Here is a 23,030-nt window from a genome sequence, read left to right as displayed (position 1 = left end):
CCCCGCCTATACCGTGGCGGGCGGCAATCCGGTCCGCGTGCTGAAGCAGCGGTTCCCAGAGGATCTGGTCCAGTTGCTCCTGGCATGGCGGTGGTGGGACCTGCCCCCGGCGGAGCTGGCGGAGGCCGTGCCGCTGCTGTGCGACCCGGATCTGGACGCGGTGCGGACGGACCTGCGCCGTCGCCTGGGAATGGCGGAGTGAGTGGCTGTATGCAAAAAAGTCCCGGCCCTTTTTAGGGCCGGGACTTCTGCTTTTTTATGAAGCGCCGTCTTTCTTGGGCTCGATCAGATAAGACGGCAGGCTCCGCTGGCAGCCGTTTTTCTCATAAAACGCTTCCGCCCCCGGCTGGGCGCCGAAATACAGCAGCGTGGGGGTATGGGCCGCAGCCAGCCGCAGCAGCCGGCTTCCGATGCCCTGCCGCTGATATGCCGGCAACACCAGCAGCTCCGTGATGGTGCCGAAAAAGCAGCCGTCCGTGAGGACTCGCAGGCAGCCCGCCAGCTGGCCGCCGTCCCAGGCAGTGAAGTTCATCGTTTTTGACAGCGCGGCGCGGGTCTGCTCCAGATTGTACGCTCCCGGCCAGACCTGCTGGACAAAGTCGAGGAAGGTCTCTCCGGAAAGGCTCCGGTCGTCCACACGATACTCCATGGCAGCATCCTCCAATCCCGTCACGCCTCCGCCATCTCCCGCATCAGGGCGATCTCCCGGGCATAGCCGGGCAGGTCGTTGGGGGTCTCCAGACAGAAGGGAAGATCCTTCAGCGCCGGGTGGCGGACGATCCGCCCCAGCGCCTCCAGACCGATGGTCCCCTCCCCCAGACAGGCGTGGCGGTCCTTGCGGCTGCCGGGGGGATTCTTGCTGTCGTTCAAATGAATCGCCTTCAGCCGCCGGAGGCCGATGATGCTGTCAAATTCCGTCAGCACGCCGTCCAGGTCGTGGACGATGTCGTATCCTCCGTCGGACACGTGGCAGGTGTCCAGGCAGACGCCCACCTTGCCGGAGAGCTCCACCCGGTCCAGAATGGCCCGCAGCTCCTCAAAACGGCCGCCTACTTCGCTGCCCTTGCCTGCCATGGTCTCCAGCAGAACGGTGGTGGCCTGATCGGGCCGCAGGATGGCGTTGAGCCCGTCGGCAATGAGAGCGATGCCGGTCTCGCTTCCCTGCCCCACATGGCTGCCGGGATGGAAGTTGTAATACTGTCCTGGCACATGCTCCAGCCTAGCCAGGTCGTCCGCCATGGTCTCCCGGGCGAATATCCGGTTCTTCTCCTCCGCGCCGCAGAGGTTCAAAGTATAGGGAGCGTGGGCGACGATGGGGCCGAAGCCGTGCCGGGCCAGCAGGTCCCGCAGGGCTGCAGCGTCCGCCGGGTCCAGGTCCTTGGCCCGGCTGCCCCTGGGATTGCGGGTGAAAAATTGAAAGGTGTTGGCCCCCAGCTCCAGCGCCTGGCGGCCCATGGCCGCAAAGCCCTTGGAGGAGGACAGATGGCAGCCGATATACAGCATGGCCGCGCCTCCTTCTCTCGGTCTGTACTGCTCTGCATCCGCCGGAAGGCGGAAGGAGATTATATTTTATCATACCACATGGACACTGCCTATGCACGGGCAAAAGCAACAAAAAGCGGGGTCTGCCGGCCGAAACCGGTGACCCCGCTGAGACACTGCCGGACGCTGGTAAAGCGGCGGCCCCGTCCGGCGGGGGCCTTATATGTTTCGGGAGAGCGGATCGGCTTCATCGTCTGTGATGAAAAGTTCCTCCGCCTTCTGCTGCGCATCGATCAGCCGGGCCTGGAGCCGGCGCAGGGATTCCTCCGCATCGGTGATGGCGTTGAAGAGCAACAGATATTCCTTGGAGACCTTCTGCATTTGGTATTCATCCTTTCTAAACCGCCACAAGATCTGGGGACTGCCCTTATCATACACAAAGGCCGGGCGAAATTCTGTCTGAATCTGTCGAGATACCCAAGGTTTTGCAAAAAATTCAAAAACCAACACAAAATAGCAGGAATTTCCGAAAAAACGAAAAAAATCCAGGGCCTTTTGCCGGAAAAAATGGAAATGGCAAAAAAAGCGGTCCGCGTCAGGCGCGGACCGCTCCGGAATTCAAGTCAGGTTTCGGGCTGCTCCAGCTCCCGCAGGCCGGCGATGTCACCCACCGGCAGGGAGAACACCAGGGACTGAGCGGCGCTCTGGATGCCCGCCTTGGCCATGATGGCCTTCATAATGGGCTTCTTCGCCTCGCTCCGGGCCAGGATGAAGACCATCTCCTGCTCCGACGCGATGGACACGCCGAAAAACTTCCGCACCAGGTCTGTGCCGGTGCCCTTGGCGTGGATCACCGTGCCGCCGGTGGCGCCTGCCTCCCGGGCGGCGTCCATCACCAGGTCGGTGGACCCCTGGTTGGCAATGACCACGATCAGATCGTGGGCAATCTCCCGTTCCATAGCAGTTTCTCCCTCCTGTTCATGCAGCAGATATTCCTTGGCGGTGGATCCGCCGATGCTGTTCACCGGCACAGTCATCAAAACGCCCTGGCCGGGCACATCCAGCCACAGGTCACGGGCCGCCTGGCGCACCAGCCGAGGGGACCGGGGGGACACGCAGAACAGCACGGCCTTCTCCGTGGCCTCCAGGCCCAGAAAGTCCAGCACCTCCGTGGTGGCGGTGCCCTGACCCAGAGCTGTCAGCACCAGCGAGATCCCGTGGGTCCGGAACCAGGCGGCGAACTGCTCTGCCCGGCTGCGGTCAGTGATGGTGATGAACAAATCGACGCCCTGCATGGCGGTCTCTCCTCTCTTTACGATGTCGGACGGACTGCTCACAGCTCGATGATCTCCTCGTCCACCGGGGCGGGAGGCGTCTCCTGAGCGGCTTTCTTCATCTTGAGCTGATACAAAAGGCCCAGCATCTGGATGGTCAGCAGCGGCGTCATAGCCACCATAGCCACCACGCCGAAGGCGTCCGTCACCACATTGCCGCCCAAGGCCTCGCAGGCGCCCTGAGCAAAGGGCAGCAGGAAGGTGGCCGTCATAGGCCCGGAGGCCACGCCGCCGGAGTCAAAGGCAATGGCAGTGAAGATCTTGGGGACGAAAAAGGACATGACGATGGCGGCCAGATACCCCGGCACCACCAGCCAGAAAATGGAAATCCCGGTCATCACCCGCATCATGGCCAGACCGATGGAAACCGCCACGCCGATGGAGAGGCTGGTGCTCATGGCCTTGCCGGGAATGGCGCCGGAGGTGATCTCCTCCACCTGCTTGTTCAGAACATGGACCGCAGGCTCCGCCTGGACGATGAACCAGCCCATCAGCATTCCGATGGGAATCAGGATCCAGTTGAAGGACAGGCCGGCGATCTGGCGGCTGAGGTAGCTGGCCGCCGGCATGAAGCCCACGTTGGCGCCCGTAAGAAACAGGACCAAACCCACATAAGTATACAGGATGCCGATGACAATTTTCAATACTTTTTTCTTCTTTAATTTCAGGGAAACCGCCTGAAAAACGGCGAAGAACAGTGCGATGGGGGCCAGACACACCGCCACCTCGCTGAGATACGCCGGAAGTTCCACCTGAAACAGGTGCCACAGAGCCCGGCTGTCTGTCACGGAGGGGATTTCCACCGGGGTGTAGACGCCCGCGCCCGGGTAGATCAGGGCCAGCACCATCACTGCCAGGATGGGGCCGACAGAACAGAGAGCCACCAGGCCGAAGCTGTCCTGGGCGGCATTCTCGTCGCTGCGGATGGAGGCCACGCCCACGCCCAGGGCCATGATAAAGGGCACGGTCATGGGACCCGTGGTGACGCCGCCGGAGTCGAAGGCGATGGCCAGGAAGTCCTCCGGTACAAAGAGGGCCAGCGCAAACACGAGGATGTAGAACACGATCAGCATCCGGTTCAGGGGAATGCGGAACAGGATGCGCAGCATGGCGATCACCAAAAAAACGCCCACGCCCACGGCCACAGCGCCCACCAGCGTGGCGTTGGGCACACCGGGCACCTGCTGGGCCAGCACCTGGAGATCCGGCTCCGACACGGTGACGATGACGCCGATCAGAAAGCCGACAGCCGCCACAACCCAGAGCTTTCTGGAGCGGGTCATGGCGGCGCCCACCCGTTCTCCGATGGGGGTCATGGCGGTGTCAGCGCCCAGGGAAAACAGGCCGATGCCCAGAATCACCATCACCGCGCCGATCAGAAAGGCCAGCAGCGTCTCGGTGGGGATGGGCGCAACAGTAAAGCTGAGGATCAGCACGATCACCGTAATGGGGACCACGGAGGCCAGGGCTTCCCGGAGCTTTTCCCAGAGGATGGTTTTATTCCGCCCCAATCGTTCCTGCCATTGCTCTCGTCTCTTCCACGGCAATCTCATCACCTCTCCAAAATTCATACAATTTATATAGATATGATTATAATAACATAAATAGGCCGCCCACAGTGACGAAAAAGTAGAAATTTACAAAATCTTTATAAGCGGAGCGGTGATTCCCTTTTTTCCCGAACTGTGCTATGCTGTACCATATCACCTTCACAGGAGTGCGCAGGATGAAGAAGAGTCCTTACGACAGAGAGCGGTTTTTTGAAAAATACAGCCAGATGGACCGCTCCCGCCTGGGACTGGCGGGCGCCGGGGAGTGGGAGTCCTTGGAGCCCCTGCTGCCGGACTTCGCCGGGAAGAGAGTGCTGGATCTGGGCTGCGGCTACGGCTGGCACTGCATCTATGCGGCGGAACACGGCGCGGCGTCTGTCACCGGCGTGGACCTGTCGGAGAAAATGCTGGCCGTGGCCCGGGAAAAGACCACGGCTCCGCAGGTGACCTATATCCGGGGGGATATGGCGGAGACCCCATTCCCGCCGGAGAGCTTTGACGTGGTCCTCAGTTCCCTGGCCATCCACTATCTGCCTTCCTTTACAGACTTTTTGGAGCGGGTGCGGCAGTGCCTGTCACCCGGCGGCGACTTTGTCTTCTCTGTGGAGCACCCCATTTTCACTGCTGCCGGTCCCCAGGAGTGGTACTACGGCCCGGACGGCACCCCCCTCCACTTCCCTGTGGACCGGTATTTCGAGGAGGGACGGCGCACCGCCCGCTTTCTGGGGGAGGATGTGACCAAGTACCACCGCACCCTCACCACCTATCTGGACGGCCTGCTTACCGGCGGATTCCAGCTGCTGCGGGTGGTGGAGCCTCAGCCGCCGGCGCGGATGCTGGGCCAGCCGGGAATGCAGGACGAGCTCCGCCGCCCCATGATGCTGCTGGTCTCCGCCCGGAAGCGGACGGCGTGGCCGCACGGAAAACCGGGGCGGCGCGACGGCCCCGGATGAAAAACTGCTGGAAGATCATGAATACACAGAAAGGAAGGACTGCTCCATGAAAACAGGTCTGGTGCTGGAGGGCGGCGCGCTGCGGACGATCTTCTCCTCCGGCGTGTGCGACGCTTTTTTGAACGAGAAACTGCCCATGCCGGACTACACCATCGGCGTCTCGGCCGGGATTGCCTACGGCGTCAGCTACCTCTCCCGGCAGAAGCGGCGGAATCTCCAGCTGCTGATGCACTACGCCAATGACCGGCGGTACATGGGCTGGGGGAATTTCTTTGATCCCCGGAATCGCAGCTACTTCGGGCTGAAGTTCGCCTACGACACCATCCCCAACGAGCTGGTGCCCTTTGATTACGACACCTTCGAGGCGTATCCCGGTCAGGTGGAGGCGGTGGTCACCAACCTGCAGACCGGCCGGGCCGAGTACCGGGAGGTCCCCCGGCGGGACGCCAGCTTCCTCCTGCTCCAGGCCACATGCGCCATGCCCGTGCTGTTCCAGCCCATCCGGCTGGATGACGGCGCCCCCTATCTGGACGGGGGCTGCTCCGACGCCATTCCCTGGAAGCGGGCGCTGGCGGTGGGCTGCGACCGGGTGGTGGTTGTCCTGACCCGGGAGCGGAGCTATCGGAAGGAGCCGGAGCAGCTGATGCCCCTGTTCCGGCGGGTGTACCGCAAATACCCCGTCTTTCTGGAAGGCCTGCGGACCCGGGCGGAGCGCTATAACCAATGCCGGGAGGAGCTGTTTGCTCTGGAGCAGGAGGGCCGGGTGTTGGTGATCGCGCCGGCGAACACCCGGGGCTTCTCCCGCACGGAGCGGGACCGGCAGAAGATCCTGGCCCTGTGGCAGGACGGCTTCTTCGCCGGCCGCCGGGCTGCGGAGGCGGTGCGGGACTTCTGGACGCGGGAGACACCTTCCGCTGGGACACCGGAATAGCAGCAGACCGCCGCCCATCTTTCAGTGGGCGGCGGTTTCCTCTTGGCGGAAGTGGTTTTGCACAAGAAATCCGTACTGCTTTTTGCGTTTTACCATATTTTTACGCAAATTTTACAAAATCTTAGAAATCCTCTTTCCAGCGTGCCGCTTTGCATATATAATGTTGGAGCGCAGTATACATGACAGAATCGGACCGGCCGTGCCAGACGGTCTGGAATACTGGGAAAGGAAAGCGCAGTTATGGACATTTTCTCCGTCTTTACCCTCTGCGGCGGCCTGGCGTTCTTCTTGTACGGCATGACCGTCATGTCCAAGAGTCTGGAAAAGATGGCCGGCGGCAAGCTGGAGCGGATGCTCAAGCGCATGACCTCCAGCCCCTTCAAGAGCTTGCTGCTGGGCGCGGGCATCACCATCGCCATCCAGTCCTCCTCCGCCATGACGGTGATGCTGGTGGGCCTGGTGAACTCCGGCGTCATGGAGTTGAGACAGACCATCGGCATCATCATGGGCTCCAACATCGGCACCACCCTGACGGCGTGGATTCTGTCTCTCACCGGCATCGAGAGTGAGAACGTCTTTGTGAACCTGCTGAAGCCGGAGAACTTCTCTCCCCTGATCGCTCTGGCGGGTATCCTGCTGATCATGGGCTCCAAGCGCCAGCGGCGCCGGGACGTGGGGCGCATCATGATGGGCTTTGCCATTTTGATGTACGGCATGGAGCTGATGAGCGGCGCCGTCAGCCCTCTGGCGGAGATGCCCCAGTTTGCCGGGCTGCTCACCGCCTTTGAAAATCCCCTGCTGGGTGTGTTGGTGGGCGCGGTGTTCACCGGGATTATCCAGTCATCCGCTGCCTCTGTCGCCATTCTGCAGGCCCTGGCCATGACCGGCTCCATCACCTACGGCATGGCCATCCCCATCATTATGGGGCAGAACATCGGCACCTGCGTCACCGCCCTCATCAGCTCCATCGGCGTCAACCGCAACGCCAAGCGAGTGGCGGTGGTCCACATCTCCTTCAACGTCATCGGCACCGCCGTGTGCCTGATCCTCTTCTACGGCGGCGACATGATCCTCCACTTCACCTTCCTGAATCAGGCCGTGGGGGCCGTGGGCATCGCCTTCTGCCACACCGCCTTTAACGTGTTCACCACGATCCTGCTCCTGCCCTTCTCCCGCCAGCTGGAAAAGCTGGCGCGGAGACTGGTGCGGACCGAGGACACCCGCGAGAGCTTTGCCTTCCTGGATCCCCTGCTGCTGCGGACCCCCGGCGCGGCAGTCAGCGAAAGCGTTGCCATGGCAGGCCGCATGGGACAAGCCGCCCGGGAGAACATCTGCCTGGCGACGGACCAGCTCTCCCAGTACAGCCGGGAGCGGGAGACCCAGATCCTGCAGAACGAGGACAAGCTGGACATTTACGAGGACCGGCTCAGCAGCTACCTGGTGGAGATCTCCCAGCACGGGCTGTCCATGCAGGATATGCGCACGGTTTCCCGCTTGCTCCACGCCATCGGGGACTTCGAGCGGATCGGCGACCATGCCGTGAACATCCAGGAGTCCGCCCAGGAGCTCCACGACAAGGAGCTCCGGTTCTCTGACAGCGCCCGGGAAGAGCTGCAGGTGCTGCTCTCCGCGCTGGATGACATCCTGGACCTGACCATCCGCAGCTTCCAGGCAGCGGACGTGGAGACCGCCCGCCGGGTGGAACCCCTGGAGGAGACCATCGACCAGCTGATTGAGGAGATCCGAAGCCGCCATATCCAGCGGCTCCAGGCGGGCCAGTGCACCATCCAGCTGGGCTTTGTGCTCAGCGACCTGCTGACCAATATCGAGCGGGCGTCCGATCACTGCTCCAACATCGCCGTCAGCGTCATTGAGGAGTGCTCCGGCGGCCCCGGCCGCCACGCCTATCTGCAGGAGGTGAAGGCCGGCGGCGCCTTCGGCGAGGACCTGCGGCGCGACCGGAAGAAATACCATCTCCCCGAGGCATGACGGAAAGCGGACAGGCTCTGTGTCTACCAGACGCAGGGCCTGTTTTTTATCATTCAGGTATAGCCGTCCCCTGTCGGAGGGAAAATACCCCTATCTCACCGAAAACAGGAGGAATCCGTATGTCTGTGGATCTGAAGAACAGCGAGACCCTGAAAAACCTCATGCGGGCCTTTGCGGGCGAAAGCCAGGCCCGGAACCGCTACACCTTTGCCGCCTCCGTCTGCCGCCAGCAGAAGCTGCATGTGGTGGAGGCGGTGTTCCGCTTCACCGCGGACCAGGAGAAGGAGCACGCGGAGATTTTTTACAACCACATGAAAGAGATGGCGGGCCAGACCGTGGCCATCGACGGCACCTATCCCGTGGACCTGACGAACGATGTGAAGGAGCTGCTCCGCAAGGCGCAGCACAACGAGTATGAGGAGCACGACCCGGTATACAAGACCTTCGGCGACGTGGCCCAGCAGGAGGGCTTTTCCGCTGTGGCGGCTTCCTTCCACAAGATCGCAGAGATCGAGCAGGCCCATGGCAACCGCTTCGGCAGGCTGGCGGATCTGCTGGAACAGGGAAAGCTGTTTGTCTCCGATGTCCAGTGCGCCTGGATGTGCCTGAACTGCGGTTATATCTTTGAGGGGACGGCAGCCCCCAAGGTCTGCCCTGTGTGCCAGCACGACCAGGGCTTTTTCGTGCGGCTGGAGATGGCACCCTTCGGGGACGCGGTGCTGAAAAAGTGAATCAGGCTCCCAAGGCGGGGAGGCCGGAAAAGCGGCCTCCCCGCCCTCTTGCAGTCGGATCTGAATATTCACTCTTTTATTCATCTGCAATATACATCGATGCTGGAAATATTCACAAATTTTCGGCTGTTTTTCCGGGATTGAACCGGATAAAATAGAGCACTCCACCAACAGGGGCAAATAAATATTCATTTTTGCACGAAAATCTATTGACAAGAGGGAGGGAACGTGATAAGGTAAGGCATGTTCCGGCGGGAGGTGCTTCCTCCCTTGGAAATTCAGAGAAAACCGCCCCGCGACCGCGGGAGCATGAAAAAGGGAGATTGCGATACCATGAAGAAGTTTCTTGCATTGATTCTGACGCTGGCCATGGCGCTGTCCGTCACGGCCTGCGGCGGCAGCGACGACACTGCGGATGACACCGCCGACGGCGAGGGCTCCGGCACGGAGGAGACTGCGGATTACGCCTCCATGACTGACGACGAGCTGAAGGCCGCCATCACCACTGTGGAGGGCGGGAAGCTCACCGTCGCCACCAGCCCGGACTTCGCCCCCTATGAGTTCTACGCCATTGATGAGAACGGCGATCCCCAGCTGGCTGGCTTTGATATGGACCTGGCCCAGTATATCGCCGACTACCTGGGCCTGTCCCTGGAGATCGTTCCCATGGACTTTGACGGCACCATCATGGAGCTGCAGAACGGCAATGTGGACTTGGGCATGGCCGGGTACTCCCCCGATCCCAAGCGTGCCGACAGCATGGACTTCTCTGACATTTACATCACCGGCGGCCAGTCTTTCGTGTGCGTGGAGTCCAACAAAGACCTGTTCACCTCTTTGGAGGATGCCAACAATGCCGACTATCAGATCGGCGCTCAGGTGGGTTCTATCCAGGCGGATCTGGCGCATGAGAACACCCCGGACGCTGATATCATCGAGCTCGCTAAGGTGCCCGATATCATCGCCGAGCTGGTGACCGGCAAGCTGGACGGCGCCTTTATCGAGACCATGGTGGCCGAGAGCTATGCCACCCAGTATCCCGAGCTGTGTCTGGTGCTGGAGGTCCCCTATGACGCCGAAGGCTCTGTGGTGGGCGTCACCAAGGGCAACGCCGCCCTGCTGGAGGGTGTGAACCGTGCCATCGCCGCCGCCAAGGAGGATGGCTCCTTCGATCAGTATGTGCTTACGGCCAACGAGCTGGCTTCTGGCGACATCATCGAGGGCCTGGTGGACGAAAACGGCGAGGCCGTTCAGTAAGCTTGTAAAACTTTCAATTCCTCCCTGCGGCTGCGCAGGGAGGAATTGGCCGCTTTCTCATATATTTTGGTAAAGATAGAAGGAGGAACCGCCCGTGTTTACAGCCGCCGGTTTCGAAAGAACTTGGGAGTACATAGACCTTTTCAAAGAGGGCCTGATTTGTACCGTCTCCCTCTCCCTGCTGACCGTGATTTTCGGTTTTGTCCTGGCACTGCTCCTGGCCATCATGCGGCTGTCCAATGTGCGGCCGTTTCGCTTTCTGGGTCTGACCAAGGACGGCCATCTCCGGGAACAGGGCGTGCTGATGGTCCTCAGCAGATTTAACCCCCTCAGCTTCATCGCCACGGTTTACGTGGAAGTCTTCCGGGCCACCCCTATGCTGGTTCAGCTTTTCATGATCTATTATGTGGTGTTCGGAGATATTGATCTGCCCTCTTTCAAGATCTTTGGAACCATTCGCTTTGAACGGTTCCTCCCGGGCGTGATTGCCCTGTCCCTGAACTCCGGGGCCTATCTTTCCGAGATCATCCGCTCCGGTATCCAGTCCATCGACGGCGGTCAGACGGAGGCGGCACGGTCCCTGGGACTCAGCCAGGTGCAGAACATGCGATTCGTGATTCTGCCGCAGGCTATCAAGAATATCCTGCCTGCCATCGCCAACGAGTTCGTCACCATTATCAAGGAGTCTTCTATCTGCTATACCATCGGCGTTCAGGAGATCATGTACGCGGTTTCCTCCATCAAAGGTGCGACCTACCGCATTGCGGAACCGCTTGTGGTGGCCGCCTGTGTCTACTTCTGCCTGACGTTCCCCACCAGCAAGATCATCGCTTACTTCGAAAGGAGAATGAGCCGTGGCGACCGGAGATAAGCTGATCCAAGTCAAGGACCTGAAGAAATACTACAACCGGGGCGCCATCAAGGCCCTGGACGGCGTCACGGTGGACATTGACCGGGGCGACGTGATGGTGGTCATCGGCCCCTCCGGGTCCGGCAAGTCCACGTTCCTCCGCAGCCTGAACCTGCTGGAGGAGCCCACCGGCGGCTCCATCATCTTCAACGGGGTGGATATCACAAAAAAGAAGATAAAAAATGCGGAGGGCAAAACGGTAAAGGTGGACATCGACCAGCACCGCCAGAAGATGGGCATGGTGTTCCAGCACTTCAACCTCTTCCCTCACATGACCATCATGGACAACATGACCCTGGCCCCCATCCAGGTGAAGCACATGGACCGGGGCGAGGCGGAGAAAAAGGCCCTGGCCCTGTTGGACCGAGTAGGCCTGCAGGACCGTGCCCGCGCCTATCCCATCCAGCTCTCCGGCGGCCAGAAGCAGCGGATTGCCATTGTCCGGGCATTGATGATGGAGCCGGAGGTTATGCTCTTTGACGAGCCCACCTCCGCCCTGGACCCGGAGATGGTGGGCGAGGTGCTGGAGGTCATGAAGGAGCTGGCCCAGGAGGGCATGACTATGGTGGTGGTCACCCACGAGATGGGCTTTGCCCGGGAGGTGGGCAGCCGGGTCCTCTTCATGGCAGACGGCAAGCTGCTGGAGGAGGGCTCCCCCGCCGACATTTTCGGAAATCCCCAGCACCCCCGGCTCCAGGACTTCCTCAGCAAGGTACTGTAAGGCAGCCTGAGCCCAGTGCCGCCCGCTGAGCGGCGGGACCGGGCAACTGCGGGGCGCGCACAGATGTGCGCGCCCTTTTTAACGGGCCGGGGCATCCGGCGCAGAAAGGAGCATCCCCATGACAGCAGAAAAGCAGGCGGCCGTCGCCGCCATCGAAAAAAAAGCAGATCTGGTAGCCCAGGTGGCAGATGAGATCTGGTCCTTTGCGGAGTTGTCTCTCCAGGAGGAGCAGTCTGCCGACCTGTACTGCCGAGTGCTGGAGCAGGAGGGCTTCAAGGTGGAGCGGGGCATCTGCAACATCCCCACCGCCTTCTCCGCCTCCTACGGCAGCGGGCGGCCCATCATCGGCCTGCTGGCGGAATATGACGCGCTCTCCGGCCTTTCCCAGAAGGGCGGCAGCCTGACGCGGGAGGAGCTGGTCTCCGGCGGCTGCGGCCACGGGTGCGGGCATAACCTGCTGGGCGCCGGGGCCATGGCCGCCGCTCTGGGAGTGAAGGCGTATCTCGAGGCCGCCAAGATCCCCGGCACCGTGGTACTGTATGGCTGCCCCGGCGAGGAGGGCGGCGCCGCCAAGGCATTTATGGCCCGGGATGGGCTATGGTACGGTCTGGATGCGGCCCTCACCTGGCACCCGGACGACGCCAACGAGGTGCTTACCGGCTCCTCCAACTCCTGCATCCAAACCCAGTACCACTTCACCGGCGTGGCGGCCCATGCCGCCGGAGACCCGGACCGTGGCCGCAGCGCCCTGGACGCGGTGGAGCTGATGAACGTGGGCGTCCAGTTCCTGCGGGAGCACATGAGTGACAAGGCCCGGGTCCACTACGCCATCACCGATGCCGGCGGCCGGAGTCCCAACGTGGTCCAGCCCAGGGCCAGCGTGCTGTACATGGTCCGGTCCAATCATGTGGCGGAGGCCGTGGAGCTGCAGGCTCGGGTGGACAAGATCGCCCAGGGCGCAGCTCTGATGACTGAGACTACGGTGGAGAAGAAATTCATCGACGGCCTGGCGGACACCGTCACGAACCACGCCCTGGAGCGGGTCCTCTACCGAAATTTCGAGGCCCTGGGGGTCCCCAGTTACACGCCGGAGGAGCTGGCCTTTGCCGACAGCCTGGCCGGGACCTATTCCGGCAGTGACCGGGCGCCGGGCGTGGGCAGCCAGTATGATCTGGACTACGCAGCGGATGCCCAGGCCAGGCGGGCCCAGGCCGGCCACGCCATGAACCGCTTTCTGCTGCCCCTGTACCAAGGGGACGCCTTCCAGCCCGGCTCCACGGATGTGGGCGACGTCAGCTGGCAGTGCCCTACTGCACAGATCCACGTGGCCGCCTGGCCCAACGGCTGCCCCGGCCATAGCTGGCAGAATGTCTCCTGCGGCCGGACAGACATCGGCCACAAGGCGGCCCTCCATGCCGGCAAGGTCCTGGCGTCGGCCGCCATTGACCTGCTGACGGACCCGGCCCTGCTGGAGGAGGCAAAGACGGAGTTTCAGCGCCGGACGGCGGCAGGCTACACCTGCCCCATCCCCGCGGACGCGGTACCCACCATCGCAGACTGATTAAAAGGGCGCCCCGGCTTTCACCGGGGCGCCCTTTTGTCGAAACGACCAATTATTTTTTCAGGTTACCAAAAATTTTGTTTGCTTTTGGGGAAATCCATGGTATCATAAGAGCAGAAGCCTCAAGCCCCGACTTCCGCACCACAGAACGCGCGGAGTTTCCGCCCGAAAGGAGTCCTGCCCATGGAGTCTCGCTTTGACCGCCGGGAGCTGCTGTTTCAGCCCCGGGGAATTCCGCCCCTCGGCACCTCGCTCTCCCTGGCCCTGCAGCATCTGGTGGCCATGATCGTGGGGTGTGTCACCCCGCCTATCATCATCGCCGGAGCCATCGGCCTCAGCCAGGAGGAGCAGGTGCTGCTGATCCAGGCATCCCTGGTGATGTCCGCCGTGTGCACATTCCTCCAGCTGTATCCCATCGGCGGGCGGTTCGGCTCTGGCCTGCCGGTGATCCTGGGTGTCAGCTTTGCCTATGTTCCCAGTATGCAGGCCATCGCCGCCTCCGGCGGCGGAGTGGCGGCCATTGCCGGCGCCATGATCGTGGGCGGCATCGTGGCTGTGCTGGTGGGCGTGTTCGTCAAGAAGATCCGCCGGCTGTTCCCGCCGGTCATCACCGGCACGGTGGTGTTCACCATTGGCCTCTCCCTCTACCCTACCGCCATCAACTACATGGCCGGCGGCACCGGCAACACCTATGAATCCGTGGTGGCGCAACAGGGGCTGACGGAGGCACTGGTCTACGGCTCCTGGCAGAACTGGCTGATCGCGGCCCTGACGCTGACTGCCGTGCTGGTGCTGAACCACAAGGCCAAGGGCATCTGCAAGCTGGCTTCTATCCTGATCGGGATGCTGTTCGGCTATGCGGTGGCGCTCTGCTTCGGCATGGTCAGCTTTGCCGACGTGGGAAATGCTGCCTGGTTCGCCCTGCCGGAGCCCCTACACTTCGGTCTGAAGTTCGATCCAGCCTCCTGTGTAGCCATCGGGCTGTTGTTTGCCATCAACTCCATCCAGGCCATCGGCGACTTCACCGCCACCACCGTAGGCGGCCTGGACCGGGATCCCACGGACCAGGAGCTCCAGGGCGGTATCATCGCCTATGGCACCAGCAATATCCTGACGGCGCTGATGGGCGGCCTGCCCACGGCTACCTACTCCCAAAATGTGGGCATCGTCACCACCAACAAGGTGGTGAACCGGACAGTGTTCGCCATTGCCGGGGGATTCCTGCTGCTGGCGGGCATCTCCCCCAAATTTGCAGCGCTGCTGACCACCATTCCCCAGTGCGTGCTGGGGGGCGCCACAGTGACGGTGTTTTCCACCATTGCCATGACGGGCATGAAGCTCATCGCCTCCCAGGACCTGACGGCCCGGAACACCACCATTGTGGGTCTCTCTGCTGCTCTGGGCGTGGGGATTTCCCAGGCCTCCGAGGCCCTCAGCCAGTTCCCGGAGGCGTTCACCATGGTGTTCGGACAGTCTCCCGTGGTGATCGCAACTATCATGGCGGTGCTGCTGAACCTGATTTTGCCCAAGGAGAAATGAAAAAACGAACGCCGGATGGAAACCCATCCGGCGTTTTTATTTAGGGGGCGGGGCGCTCAGATCTCCCGGCGGCCCTCTAGGGCCCGCATCAGCGTGGCGTCGTCGGCGAACTCCAGATGTCCGCCCACGGGAATGCCGTAGGCCAGGCGGGTCACCCGCACGTCAAAGGGCTTTAAGAGCCTGGCGATGTACATGGCTGTGGCCTCCCCCTCCGTGTCCGGATTGGTGGCCATAATGACTTCCTTCACCTCGCCGCTGGCCACCCGTTCCACCAGGGATTTGATGGCCAGGTCGTCCGGCCCCACGTGGTTCATGGGAGAGATGACGCCGTGGAGCACGTGATACCGGCCGTTGTACTCCCTGGCCCGCTCTATGGCGGCCACGTCCCGGGGATCTGCCACCACGCAGATGACGGAGCCATCCCGCTTGGGGGAGGCGCAGATGGGGCACAGCCCCCCGGCGGTGAAGTTTTGGCACACCGGGCAGCAGGTGACGCTTTTCTTGGCGTCCAGAATGGCGTCGGCGAACTCCCTGGCCTCCGCCTCCGGCAGGCCTAGCACGTAAAAGGCCAGCCGCTGGGCAGACTTGCCGCCGATGCCCGGCAGACGGGCAAACTGCTCCACCAGTTTTTCAAGAGGTGCGGGGAAATATTCCATGGTCTGATGCTCCTTCAAAGGGTTCGTATCCGGTCTCCGGCCGGGTATGGGAAAAAGAGGCGATCACCGGGGCAGATCGATGGCGAACAGGGCCGCCGTGCCGCCGGTGTGGACAAACAGCAGGTCGTCCTGCCCGTCAAAAGCTCCCTGGCGCAGCAGCTGCATCATGCCGGCAAAGGCCTTCCCGGTGTAGACCGGATCCAGCAGGATGCCCTCCGTCCGGGCCAGCTCCTCGATATAGGGGGTATCCTCCGGATTCGGCAGGGCATAGCCGGGGCCCATGTGCTCCACCATCTGAAATGCATTCTCTTCCGGCTGGAAGGGGCACTCCAGCAGTGCTGCGGCCTCCCCTGCCAGGCGGGGGACGATCTTGTCGAAGGGACTGCTGTCCACGGCGATGCCGGTGACCTTCACACCGGGCAGAAACAGCCCGGCTCCCAGCAGCAGCCCGGCGGCCGTGCCGCCGGAGCCAGTGGCGGAGACGATGTGTCCCAGCCGCACGCCCGCAGCCATGGCCTGGACGGCGATCTCCCGGGCGCCGCTCACGTAGCCCACGGCGCCGAGGGCCGTGGAGGCGCCCACGGGAATATAGCAGCACTTGTGCCCCGCCTGCTCCAGCGTGCCGCCGATCCGGTGCATCTCTGCATAGATCTCGTCATAGGAATCCATGTCCAGCAGACGCACCTCGGCGCCGAAGAGCTCGTCCAGCACCAGATTGCCCCGGTGCTCCGTGACGCCCCGGCGCTTCAGCAGCAGGATGCACTTCATCCCGAGCCGCGCGGCGCAGGCGGCGGTGAGGGCCGCGTGGTTGGACTGGGCGCCGCCGGTGGTGAATACCGTGTCGCACCCCTGGTCCAGGGCCTCCGCCAGAACGAATTCCAGCTTGCGGACCTTGCTGCCGCCCAGGGCCACGCCGCACAGGTCATCCCGCTTGATCCAAATGCCCCGGCCGTACTGCTCGCTCAGCCGGTCCAGCCGGTAAAACGGGGTGGGAAACACGCCCAGCCGGACCCTGGGCAGATCGTGCAGATTCCGCATGGCGCGCCCTCAGCCCCGCAGCTCCGCGATGCGGGCGGGGATATCGTCAGCCTTGTAGACGGCGCTGCCGGCCACCAGCACATTGGCGCCGGCGGCGATGCAGGTCTTGCAGGTGACGGGATCCACGCCGCCGTCCACCTCCAGCTCGCAGCCGGGGTTCTTCTCATCGATCCAGCGGCGGATGGCGGAGACCTTGGGCATCATATCCGCCATGAATTTCTGGCCGCCGAAGCCCGGCTCCACCGTCATCACCAGCACCAGTTCCACCTCATTCAGGAAGGGCAGGACCGTCTCCGCAGGCGTTTTCGGCTTCAGCACCACACCGGCCCGCTTGCCCTTGGCGTGGATCCTGGCAATGGCGTCGTGGAGCTTTTCCTCCGTGTCGGACTCCACATGGACCGTCACCAGGTCGGCGCCGGCGTCGCAGAACTGCTCCACATACCGGCCCGGCTCCACGATCATCAGGTGAACATCCAGGGGCAGCGCCGTGGTGGGGCGGATGGATTTCACCACCGGGATACCGATGGTAATGTTGGGGACGAACATGCCGTCCATCACATCCACATGGACGTAATCGGCGGTGGAGATGCGCTGGATATCCCGCTCCAAATTGGCAAAATCCGCGGAGAGGATGGACGGTGCGATTTTTATCATGGAAAGCCCCTCTTTTCTTTCATTCCGGCGGCAGACCGGACGGAATCGGGCTGCCGGGCCCTGTGGCGCGGGAAGAACCCGGTGCATAGGATACCCCGAGCGGCAGGCCGCCCCCCAGTCTGCACTTCCGCGCAGCGTCCGCCCCTGGGCGGGGCGCCGCCGCTTTTTTGAATAGGGAGCCGGTGGAGCGTACGCTCTGCCGGCTCTCAGCTTGCGTATATACCGTATTCAGTGTAGCAGACTTCCGGTGCAAAAGCAACGGTCTCTTGCCCGGACGAGCCGGGAGGCCGGCCCTGCAAAAAATTCCAAAAGTGTTGCATAAACCACTTCTAAAATGAGAATATTCTGATAATCTAATACCAGAATCCAAGAGAGAGGCGGTGGAATCGTGGAAGAGCAGATCGACTATGAGGAGCGGGCATCGCTGCTGAAGGCCCTGTCCAACCCCATCCGGCTGCAGATCGTCCACGGCCTGCTGATTTCCGGGTGCCACAATGTGGGCTGCATGGAGGCGTCCACCGGCATGTCCCAGTCCTGCATCTCCCAGCATCTGCAGAAGCTGCGGGCGGCCAATGTGGTGACGGCGGAACGGTCCGGAAATGAGGTATACTATCAGGTGGCGTCCCGGGAGGTGGCCTCCCTGGTGGCCGACCTGCTGGGAGAGGAGGCGGACTCCTATGTCCTATGATGTGCTGGTGATCGGCGGCGGCCCCGCGGGGCTGTCCGCGTCCATCAACGTCCGGGCACGGGGGCGCAGCGCCCTGGTGGTCTCTAATCCCCTGGAGGAAAATCCTCTCTGGCGGGCGGAGAAGGTGGACAACTACCTGGGCCTGCCCGGCCTGTCCGGCGCGGAGATGCTGGCCGCCATGCGCCGCCACGCGGAGCAGGCGGGGGTGGAGTTTCTGGCGGGCAAGGTGCTGAACGCCGTGCAGATGCCGGACGCCTGGTATGTCAGCGTGGGGCCGGATATGTACAACGCCAGGGCTGTGGTGCTGGCGGCGGGCGTGGCCCGCGGGAAGAAGTTTGCCGGCGAGGCGGAGCTTCTGGGCCGGGGCGTCAGCTACTGCGCCACCTGCGACGGGATGCTCTACCGGGGCAAGCCGGTGGCGGTGGTGGGATACACCGACACCGCCCGGCAGGAGGCGGAGTTTCTCCAGAAAATCGGCTGCTCCGTGACCTATTTCGACCGCCCCAAGCAGTGCGAGATCCGGGGCGACGGCCGGGTGGAGTCCGTCACCTGCGACGGCCGGACCATTCCGGCGGAGGGCGTGTTCATCCTGCGGCCCACCATGGCCCCCACGGAGCTGTTCCCGGGGCTGGCGGTGGAACAGGGCTATGTGACGGTGGACCGGCGTATGGCCACCAACCTCCCCGGCCTGTTTGCCGCGGGAGACTGCACCGGCGGTCCCCTTCAAGTCTCCAAGGCCGCGGGAGATGGGCTGATCGCCGGGCAGAGTGCGGCGGCCTGGGCGGCGGCTCAGGAGCGCCGGGAAAAACAGAGCTGAACGTACAACATCAAATTTGAGTGTATAAAGGAGACATGACGTATGGGAATCAAGCATTTCAAGACTGCGGAATTTGACGCCGCCGTGGCGGCGGCCCCCTTGGCGATGGTGGACTTCTGGGCCGACTGGTGCGGCCCCTGCAAGATGCTCTCTCCGGTGATCGAGTCCCTGGCAGACCAGTACGAGGGTAAGGTCCTGGTGGGCAAGGTGAACGTGGATGAGGAGCCGGATCTGGCCCGGCGGTTCGGAGTCATGAGCATCCCCACGGTGGTGTTCCTGAAGAACGGCCAGGAATTTGACCGGAAGGTGGGCGTGATGCCGCCCCAGGCGTTTAGCGGCGTGCTGGACACCAACCTGTGAGCTGCCCCGGGCAGTGCGCACAGTCCAAAGGCGGGAAATCCGTTAAAGCAGGCCGGGCCTCAAGAGGCCCGGCCTGCTTCTGCCTGGGCGCGGCGACCCAGTCCCCGCGGGGGTGGGGAACTTGCCTTCCGGTGCGCCCCCCCTTTCCTTCTGCGGCCAGCAGGGGCAGCCCATTCGCTGGTGCGGCAATTCGGGCTTCCGCTTGGTGCCGTCCTATCACAACGGGGCACAGGGATTGGGGCTGCAAGGGAAACGCACAGCTCCCGGAGGCCGGTTTCAGAAAACCGTCGGTTTTCGATTCGCCTTTTCACAAGAAGGGGAAATTCAGCTGGAAGACCCGGCCGGGAATTACAGGCTGTGCGACTTCACCGCGGGCGCATTCCCAGACCGGGCTGTTTTAACGGTATACTGGGACCTGCACCGCAAGACCGGCATGAAAGCAGGCCCTGTCCATGTGGACAGGGCCTGCTTTCATGCTTCGATGCTGATGGCGCTGACCGGGCAGCCGTCCCGGGCCTCCTGGGCCGCCTCCAGCTGGCCCTCCGGGATGCCGCTGCCGTGGGCCAGCCCGTCGTCGCCCATGTGGAATACCTCCGGGCAGGTGCCGGCGCACAGGCCGCAGCCGATGCAGTTCTCATTTACTGTTGCGTTCATATTGGTCACTCCTATTATTCCAGAATATTTCCATCCCGGCCCAGTGTCACCACCTGCCAGGGAATGAACTTGCCGCTCTGCCGCAGGGCCGTCTCCGCTGCCCGCTGCATACCGCCGCAGCAGGGGACATCCATCCGCACGATGGTCAGCTCCCGGATATCGTTGCGGCGAAGGATCTCCGTCAGCTTTTCGGCATAGTCTCCCTCATCCAGCTTGGGGCAGCCGATCAGCGTGATGCGGCCCCGCATGAACCGCTGGTGGAAGTCCGCCCGGGCATAAGCCGTGCAGTCCGCCGCGATCAGCAGCCGGGCACCGTTGAACCAGGGGGCCTCCACAGGCACCAGCTTGATCTGCACCGGCCACTGGGCCAGGTGGGACACCGCGCCGTCCTGCGGCGCGGAAACGGCCTGAGCCACCGCCGGACGGAGGGCCTGGGCCATACTGCCGGGACAGCCGCCGGAGGGCGGCGTCTGCCGCGGCGCGGTGCCTTTCAGGGCCTCCGCCTTCTTTGCCAGGACAGCTGCTTCATCATAGGCTGCGGCCTCCCGCTCCACAAACGTGATGGCTCCGGTGGGGCAGGTGGGCAGGCAGTCTCCCAGACCGTCGCAGTAGTCGTCCCGCAGCAGGACCGCCTTGCCGTCCACCATGCCGATGGCACCCTCGTGACAGGCTGCGGCACAGGCGCCGCAGCCGTTGCATTTCTCCTGATCGATCTCGATGATCCTTCTTACCATAGTGTGTCTCCTTTTTGGGGTTTCAAACGTTTTGCTTGCTTTCTGAGACCTAGTATCGTACAATGGGACAAAAAAGTATGTTGTTTTTACAACGGAATGGAGGAAATGGCATGGAAGTTTCCACCGCGCTTCTTCTCCGGACGCCGTTGTTCCGCGGGATTCCGCAGGAGGCGCTGCCTGCGCTGCTGGAGGGCCTGGGCGCACGGAAGCGCCGCTGTGGCCGGGGTGAAGTGGTCCTGCGGCGGGGAGAGCGGGCGGACCGGCTGGGGCTGGTCCTCTCCGGGACGCTGCATATCGTCAAGGAGGATTTCTGGGGGAGCCGCACCATTGTGGGCCTCGCCCGGTCCGGAGAGGTGTTTGCGGAGGCCTATGCCTGTCTGGGCGGTGAGCCGCTGGAGGTGGCCGTGCTGGCGGCAGCGGATGCGGAGGTGCTGTTTCTCAACAGCGTACAGGCGCTGTCCTGTGCCCGGCCGGGCGCCGCGGAATTCACCCGGAACCTGCTGACCATTCTGGCGGGGCGGAATCTGACCCTCACCCGGAAGATCGGCCACATGGCCCGCCGCACCACCCGGGACAAGCTGCTCAGTTATCTGTCCGCCCAGGCCATGCAGGCCGGAGGGCCGGAGTTTGATATCCCGCTGGACCGCCAACAGCTGGCAGACTATCTGGCGGTGGACCGCAGCGCCATGTCTACCGCGCTTGGAAAGCTCCGGGACGAGGGTGTGCTGACGTTTCAAAAAAACCATTTCCACCTGCTTCAGCAGATGGAGCAGACTGACTGAGGAGGAGAGCGCCATGCTGACCCGAGTGCCGGATTATTATGAGGCGTTTCACTGTCTGGCGGGGGCCTGCCCCCACACCTGCTGCGAAAAGTGGGAGGTGGTGGTGGACGAGGAGACCGCCCGACGCTATCAGGAGACCCCCGGCTCCCTGGGGGAGCGGCTGCGGGAGGCGCTCCAGACGGACGAGGAGGGGGATTTCTGCTTCCCCCTCCGGGGCGGCCGGTGCCCCTTTCTGAACCGGGAGAATCTGTGCGAGATCCACCGGATATTGGGAGCCGAGGCCACGTCCCTGACCTGCCGGACCCACCCCCGGTTCATTGAGGAGTACGGCCCCTTTCGGGAGGTCAGCCTCTGTGCCTCCTGCCCGGCAGCCTGTGACCTGCTGCTTGGCTCCACCGCCCCGCTGTCCTTCCTGGAACGGGAGACGGCGGAGCCGGAGGAACCGGGAGACCCGTGGCTCTGCGGCCTCCTGCCCCTGCGGGAGCGGATGCTTCGGGAGCTGGCAGATCGGCCTCGTCCCCTGCAGGAGCGGCTGGAGGCATTTTTGCTCCTGGCCGCGGAGGCGCAAATTCTGCTGGATGAGGACCGGACAGAGGACCTTGCGGTTCTGGCAGCGGACTGGAAGAAGCAGGAGACGGCGGTACCGCCCGGGCCTGGCCTGTTTCCACACGCCCTGCGGGTGCTGTCCAAGCTGGAGGCCCTGGACGGGGACTGGCGGGAGCTCCTGCGCAGGGCGGAGGAGGCGCCGCCCGTCGCCGTGCCGGAGACGCTGCTGGAGCGGCTGGGCACATACTTTGCATTCCGGTATCTCCTGAAGGCGGTCAACGACGGCGACCTGCTGGGGCAGGCGCAGTTCTGCGTGCTGATGGTCCTGACGGCACAGCGCCTGACGGCAGTATGTGGCCTTTGGGAGGCTGTCCGCCGCCTTTGCTGTGAAGTGGAGCACAGTGAAGAGAACCTGGAGGCGCTGCGCCTGGCGTTCCTTCGGGATGCAGCTCTCTCCCCCGGGGCGTTTTTGTGCCAGCTGCGGAGTTGAGCGGCTTTGCCCGCACCTTTGTGCATTTTGCTCACGGTAATTGATTTCGATTTATGGAAAGTGTAAAAATACACAAAAGCACTTGACAGTAAAAGAAATCTATTGTACATTATAGACACAGGAAAGGAGTGAGTCCCATGGGCTAGTTAGCTCAGAGATTCCCAATCATCCCTGCACCGTTCGGAATCGAGGAATTCCTCAAAACGCGAAACTCCGGAAGAACCCAAAGACGAAACACACCTCACGATGATGAGCCACACGAGAATCGAGTTTTGGTAGCAACCAGAGCAGACGTCTGCGTGTACCGATGTTTTATGGATTGGCAAACCCCTGAGTTCCCCTGTTTCCCCAGCATCCGGACGGTATCTCAAGAAAGCAAGAGGTAATGCATATTGGAAACTCCGATCCAGAAGTAGGCCCCCCGTTCGTCGTTGGAGCGAGCGGGGGGTTGTGCTGTATAGAGGGCATCCGGCAAAAAGCAGGGATGCGGAAGCTGAAAGCCTGTTGGGGCGCCGGAGGGCGCTTTTTTGCTGCGCAGAAGCACCGAAACAGACTGTGTGCCGTCTCCGGCGGTACGGTGACCCGGTCCGGCCCGTGGGCCGGGAGACCCTGGATGCATAAAGCTGCCGGGATCTGGCGGAGCGCCCCATTCT

At 62.6% G+C, this 23,030-nt stretch carries 24 protein-coding genes and 1 pseudogene; 15 read left to right on the top strand and 10 right to left on the bottom strand.

The window, feature by feature from the left end; translation table 11 throughout:
* Positions 1-202, top strand: a pseudogene (locus HMPREF1546_RS19245) (chloramphenicol acetyltransferase); the annotation flags it as partial.
* A gap of 54 nt (positions 203-256) precedes the next feature.
* Here HMPREF1546_RS19245 and HMPREF1546_RS11840 read toward each other — a convergent pair.
* The 5 genes from HMPREF1546_RS11840 to HMPREF1546_RS11825 form a co-directional block, all read right to left on the bottom strand.
* A complete protein-coding gene (locus HMPREF1546_RS11840; protein WP_021751024.1) occupies positions 257-673 on the bottom strand; it encodes a GNAT family N-acetyltransferase in 417 nt (138 codons plus the stop codon).
* Positions 670-1,503 carry a deoxyribonuclease IV gene (locus HMPREF1546_RS11835; RefSeq protein WP_021751023.1) on the bottom strand — a complete coding sequence of 278 codons (834 nt, stop codon included), beginning with the start codon at positions 1,501-1,503 and terminating at the stop codon, positions 670-672. The genes HMPREF1546_RS11840 and HMPREF1546_RS11835 overlap by 4 nt, the downstream gene beginning before the upstream one ends.
* Before the next feature lie 198 nt (positions 1,504-1,701).
* A complete protein-coding gene (locus HMPREF1546_RS18900; protein ID WP_156909670.1) occupies positions 1,702-1,863 on the bottom strand; it encodes a hypothetical protein in 162 nt (53 codons plus the stop codon).
* A gap of 242 nt (positions 1,864-2,105) precedes the next feature.
* Positions 2,106-2,819: a P-II family nitrogen regulator gene (locus HMPREF1546_RS11830; RefSeq protein ID WP_021751021.1), complete on the bottom strand. Its 714-nt coding sequence runs from the start codon at positions 2,817-2,819 to the stop codon at positions 2,106-2,108.
* Complete coding sequence (locus HMPREF1546_RS11825) at positions 2,816-4,369, bottom strand: DUF1538 domain-containing protein (protein WP_051320020.1); 1,554 nt, start codon at positions 4,367-4,369, stop codon at positions 2,816-2,818. Before HMPREF1546_RS11825 ends, HMPREF1546_RS11830 begins: the two co-directional genes overlap by 4 nt.
* A gap of 173 nt (positions 4,370-4,542) precedes the next feature.
* On the opposite strand from HMPREF1546_RS11825, the gene HMPREF1546_RS11820 reads away from it, so the two are divergent.
* The 9 genes from HMPREF1546_RS11820 (at position 4,543) to HMPREF1546_RS11780 (ending at position 14,958) form a co-directional block, all read left to right on the top strand.
* On the top strand, positions 4,543-5,319 hold the full coding sequence (locus HMPREF1546_RS11820) for a bifunctional 2-polyprenyl-6-hydroxyphenol methylase/3-demethylubiquinol 3-O-methyltransferase UbiG (protein WP_036631180.1): 777 nt from the start codon (positions 4,543-4,545) through the stop codon (positions 5,317-5,319).
* A gap of 46 nt (positions 5,320-5,365) precedes the next feature.
* Positions 5,366-6,250, top strand: coding sequence for a patatin family protein (locus HMPREF1546_RS11815; RefSeq protein ID WP_021751017.1), 885 nt, complete (start codon positions 5,366-5,368; stop codon positions 6,248-6,250).
* A gap of 240 nt (positions 6,251-6,490) precedes the next feature.
* Complete coding sequence (locus HMPREF1546_RS11810) at positions 6,491-8,239, top strand: Na/Pi cotransporter family protein (protein ID WP_021751015.1); 1,749 nt, start codon at positions 6,491-6,493, stop codon at positions 8,237-8,239.
* Between the two features lie 119 nt (positions 8,240-8,358).
* Positions 8,359-8,970, top strand: a complete 612-nt coding sequence (gene rbr, locus HMPREF1546_RS11805; protein WP_021751014.1) for a rubrerythrin — start codon at positions 8,359-8,361, stop codon at positions 8,968-8,970.
* Between the two features lie 333 nt (positions 8,971-9,303).
* Complete coding sequence (locus tag HMPREF1546_RS11800) at positions 9,304-10,227, top strand: transporter substrate-binding domain-containing protein (RefSeq protein ID WP_083491015.1); 924 nt, start codon at positions 9,304-9,306, stop codon at positions 10,225-10,227.
* A gap of 94 nt (positions 10,228-10,321) precedes the next feature.
* A complete protein-coding gene (locus HMPREF1546_RS11795; protein WP_021751011.1) occupies positions 10,322-11,098 on the top strand; it encodes an amino acid ABC transporter permease in 777 nt (258 codons plus the stop codon).
* Between the two features lies 1 nt (position 11,099).
* Positions 11,100-11,858, top strand: coding sequence for an amino acid ABC transporter ATP-binding protein (locus HMPREF1546_RS11790; RefSeq protein WP_181446436.1), 759 nt, complete (start codon positions 11,100-11,102; stop codon positions 11,856-11,858).
* A 118-nt stretch (positions 11,859-11,976) separates the two neighbouring features.
* On the top strand, positions 11,977-13,419 hold the full coding sequence (locus tag HMPREF1546_RS11785; protein ID WP_021751009.1) for a M20 family metallopeptidase: 1,443 nt from the start codon (positions 11,977-11,979) through the stop codon (positions 13,417-13,419).
* Between the two features lie 183 nt (positions 13,420-13,602).
* Positions 13,603-14,958 carry a uracil-xanthine permease family protein gene (locus tag HMPREF1546_RS11780; protein WP_021751008.1) on the top strand — a complete coding sequence of 452 codons (1,356 nt, stop codon included), beginning with the start codon at positions 13,603-13,605 and terminating at the stop codon, positions 14,956-14,958.
* A gap of 56 nt (positions 14,959-15,014) precedes the next feature.
* Here the strand turns inward: HMPREF1546_RS11780 and recR are convergent, their stop codons facing one another.
* The 3 genes from recR to rpe all read right to left on the bottom strand — a co-directional run bounded on the left by recR (position 15,015) and on the right by rpe (position 17,306).
* Positions 15,015-15,614, bottom strand: a complete 600-nt coding sequence (recR, locus tag HMPREF1546_RS11775; protein ID WP_036631178.1) for a recombination mediator RecR — start codon at positions 15,612-15,614, stop codon at positions 15,015-15,017.
* Between the two features lie 63 nt (positions 15,615-15,677).
* Entirely contained in the window at positions 15,678-16,652 is a 975-nt protein-coding gene (locus HMPREF1546_RS11770; RefSeq protein WP_021751006.1) for a D-cysteine desulfhydrase family protein, read from the bottom strand.
* Positions 16,653-16,661: 9 nt separating this feature from the next.
* Positions 16,662-17,306 (bottom strand): ribulose-phosphate 3-epimerase, encoded by a 645-nt coding sequence (rpe, locus tag HMPREF1546_RS11765; RefSeq protein WP_021751005.1) that lies wholly within the window; start codon positions 17,304-17,306, stop codon positions 16,662-16,664.
* A gap of 388 nt (positions 17,307-17,694) precedes the next feature.
* Between rpe and HMPREF1546_RS11760 the strand changes: the two genes are divergently transcribed.
* Genes HMPREF1546_RS11760 through trxA form a run of 3 tightly spaced genes read left to right on the top strand, consistent with a single transcriptional unit; the run spans position 17,695 to position 19,171 of the window.
* A complete protein-coding gene (locus tag HMPREF1546_RS11760; RefSeq protein ID WP_021751004.1) occupies positions 17,695-17,994 on the top strand; it encodes a helix-turn-helix transcriptional regulator in 300 nt (99 codons plus the stop codon).
* The gene (locus HMPREF1546_RS11755) at positions 17,984-18,811 is read left to right on the top strand and encodes an NAD(P)/FAD-dependent oxidoreductase (RefSeq protein WP_021751003.1); all 828 of its coding nucleotides are present in this window, start codon (positions 17,984-17,986) and stop codon (positions 18,809-18,811) included. Before HMPREF1546_RS11760 ends, HMPREF1546_RS11755 begins: the two co-directional genes overlap by 11 nt.
* A 42-nt stretch (positions 18,812-18,853) precedes the next feature.
* The gene (gene trxA / locus HMPREF1546_RS11750) at positions 18,854-19,171 is read left to right on the top strand and encodes a thioredoxin (protein WP_021751002.1); all 318 of its coding nucleotides are present in this window, start codon (positions 18,854-18,856) and stop codon (positions 19,169-19,171) included.
* A gap of 471 nt (positions 19,172-19,642) precedes the next feature.
* On the opposite strand, the gene HMPREF1546_RS11745 is transcribed toward trxA, so the two are convergent.
* Both HMPREF1546_RS11745 and HMPREF1546_RS11740 read right to left on the bottom strand, forming a co-directional pair.
* A complete protein-coding gene (locus HMPREF1546_RS11745; protein WP_021751001.1) occupies positions 19,643-19,825 on the bottom strand; it encodes a ferredoxin in 183 nt (60 codons plus the stop codon).
* 14 nt (positions 19,826-19,839) lie between these two features.
* The gene (locus HMPREF1546_RS11740) at positions 19,840-20,559 is read right to left on the bottom strand and encodes an ATP-binding protein (protein WP_021751000.1); all 720 of its coding nucleotides are present in this window, start codon (positions 20,557-20,559) and stop codon (positions 19,840-19,842) included.
* A 110-nt stretch (positions 20,560-20,669) separates the two neighbouring features.
* Here HMPREF1546_RS11740 and HMPREF1546_RS11735 point away from each other — a divergent pair, with 110 nt between their 5' ends.
* Together HMPREF1546_RS11735 and fliB are read left to right on the top strand one after the other, a co-directional pair.
* Entirely contained in the window at positions 20,670-21,341 is a 672-nt protein-coding gene (locus HMPREF1546_RS11735) for a Crp/Fnr family transcriptional regulator (protein ID WP_021750999.1), read from the top strand.
* Positions 21,342-21,354: 13 nt separating this feature from the next.
* Positions 21,355-22,377 carry a flagellin lysine-N-methylase gene (gene fliB, locus HMPREF1546_RS11730; RefSeq protein ID WP_021750998.1) on the top strand — a complete coding sequence of 341 codons (1,023 nt, stop codon included), beginning with the start codon at positions 21,355-21,357 and terminating at the stop codon, positions 22,375-22,377.
* Positions 22,378-23,030: the final 653 nt, after the last annotated feature.

Source organism: Oscillibacter sp. KLE 1745 (assembly GCF_000469445.2).
GTDB lineage: Bacteria > Bacillota > Clostridia > Oscillospirales > Oscillospiraceae > Oscillibacter > Oscillibacter welbionis.
This window is presented reverse-complemented; position numbering and strand designations above follow the sequence as displayed.

Excerpts from the sequence above, each read along its gene's own strand:
- HMPREF1546_RS11835 (WP_021751023.1), bottom strand. The coding sequence starts at position 1,503 with ATGCTGTATATCGGCTGCCATCTGTCCTCCTCCAAGGGCTTTGCGGCC.
- HMPREF1546_RS18900 (WP_156909670.1), bottom strand. The coding sequence starts at position 1,863 with ATGCAGAAGGTCTCCAAGGAATATCTGTTGCTCTTCAACGCCATCACC.
- HMPREF1546_RS11825 (WP_051320020.1), bottom strand. The coding sequence starts at position 4,369 with ATGAGATTGCCGTGGAAGAGACGAGAGCAATGGCAGGAACGATTGGGG.
- HMPREF1546_RS11820 (WP_036631180.1), top strand. The coding sequence starts at position 4,543 with ATGAAGAAGAGTCCTTACGACAGAGAGCGGTTTTTTGAAAAATACAGC.
- HMPREF1546_RS11815 (WP_021751017.1), top strand. The coding sequence starts at position 5,366 with ATGAAAACAGGTCTGGTGCTGGAGGGCGGCGCGCTGCGGACGATCTTC.
- HMPREF1546_RS11810 (WP_021751015.1), top strand. The coding sequence starts at position 6,491 with ATGGACATTTTCTCCGTCTTTACCCTCTGCGGCGGCCTGGCGTTCTTC.
- rbr (WP_021751014.1), top strand. The coding sequence starts at position 8,359 with ATGTCTGTGGATCTGAAGAACAGCGAGACCCTGAAAAACCTCATGCGG.
- HMPREF1546_RS11800 (WP_083491015.1), top strand. The coding sequence starts at position 9,304 with ATGAAGAAGTTTCTTGCATTGATTCTGACGCTGGCCATGGCGCTGTCC.
- HMPREF1546_RS11785 (WP_021751009.1), top strand. The coding sequence starts at position 11,977 with ATGACAGCAGAAAAGCAGGCGGCCGTCGCCGCCATCGAAAAAAAAGCA.
- HMPREF1546_RS11780 (WP_021751008.1), top strand. The coding sequence starts at position 13,603 with ATGGAGTCTCGCTTTGACCGCCGGGAGCTGCTGTTTCAGCCCCGGGGA.
- recR (WP_036631178.1), bottom strand. The coding sequence starts at position 15,614 with ATGGAATATTTCCCCGCACCTCTTGAAAAACTGGTGGAGCAGTTTGCC.
- HMPREF1546_RS11770 (WP_021751006.1), bottom strand. The coding sequence starts at position 16,652 with ATGCGGAATCTGCACGATCTGCCCAGGGTCCGGCTGGGCGTGTTTCCC.
- rpe (WP_021751005.1), bottom strand. The coding sequence starts at position 17,306 with ATGATAAAAATCGCACCGTCCATCCTCTCCGCGGATTTTGCCAATTTG.
- HMPREF1546_RS11755 (WP_021751003.1), top strand. The coding sequence starts at position 17,984 with ATGTCCTATGATGTGCTGGTGATCGGCGGCGGCCCCGCGGGGCTGTCC.
- trxA (WP_021751002.1), top strand. The coding sequence starts at position 18,854 with ATGGGAATCAAGCATTTCAAGACTGCGGAATTTGACGCCGCCGTGGCG.
- HMPREF1546_RS11745 (WP_021751001.1), bottom strand. The coding sequence starts at position 19,825 with ATGAACGCAACAGTAAATGAGAACTGCATCGGCTGCGGCCTGTGCGCC.
- HMPREF1546_RS11740 (WP_021751000.1), bottom strand. The coding sequence starts at position 20,559 with ATGGTAAGAAGGATCATCGAGATCGATCAGGAGAAATGCAACGGCTGC.
- HMPREF1546_RS11735 (WP_021750999.1), top strand. The coding sequence starts at position 20,670 with ATGGAAGTTTCCACCGCGCTTCTTCTCCGGACGCCGTTGTTCCGCGGG.
- fliB (WP_021750998.1), top strand. The coding sequence starts at position 21,355 with ATGCTGACCCGAGTGCCGGATTATTATGAGGCGTTTCACTGTCTGGCG.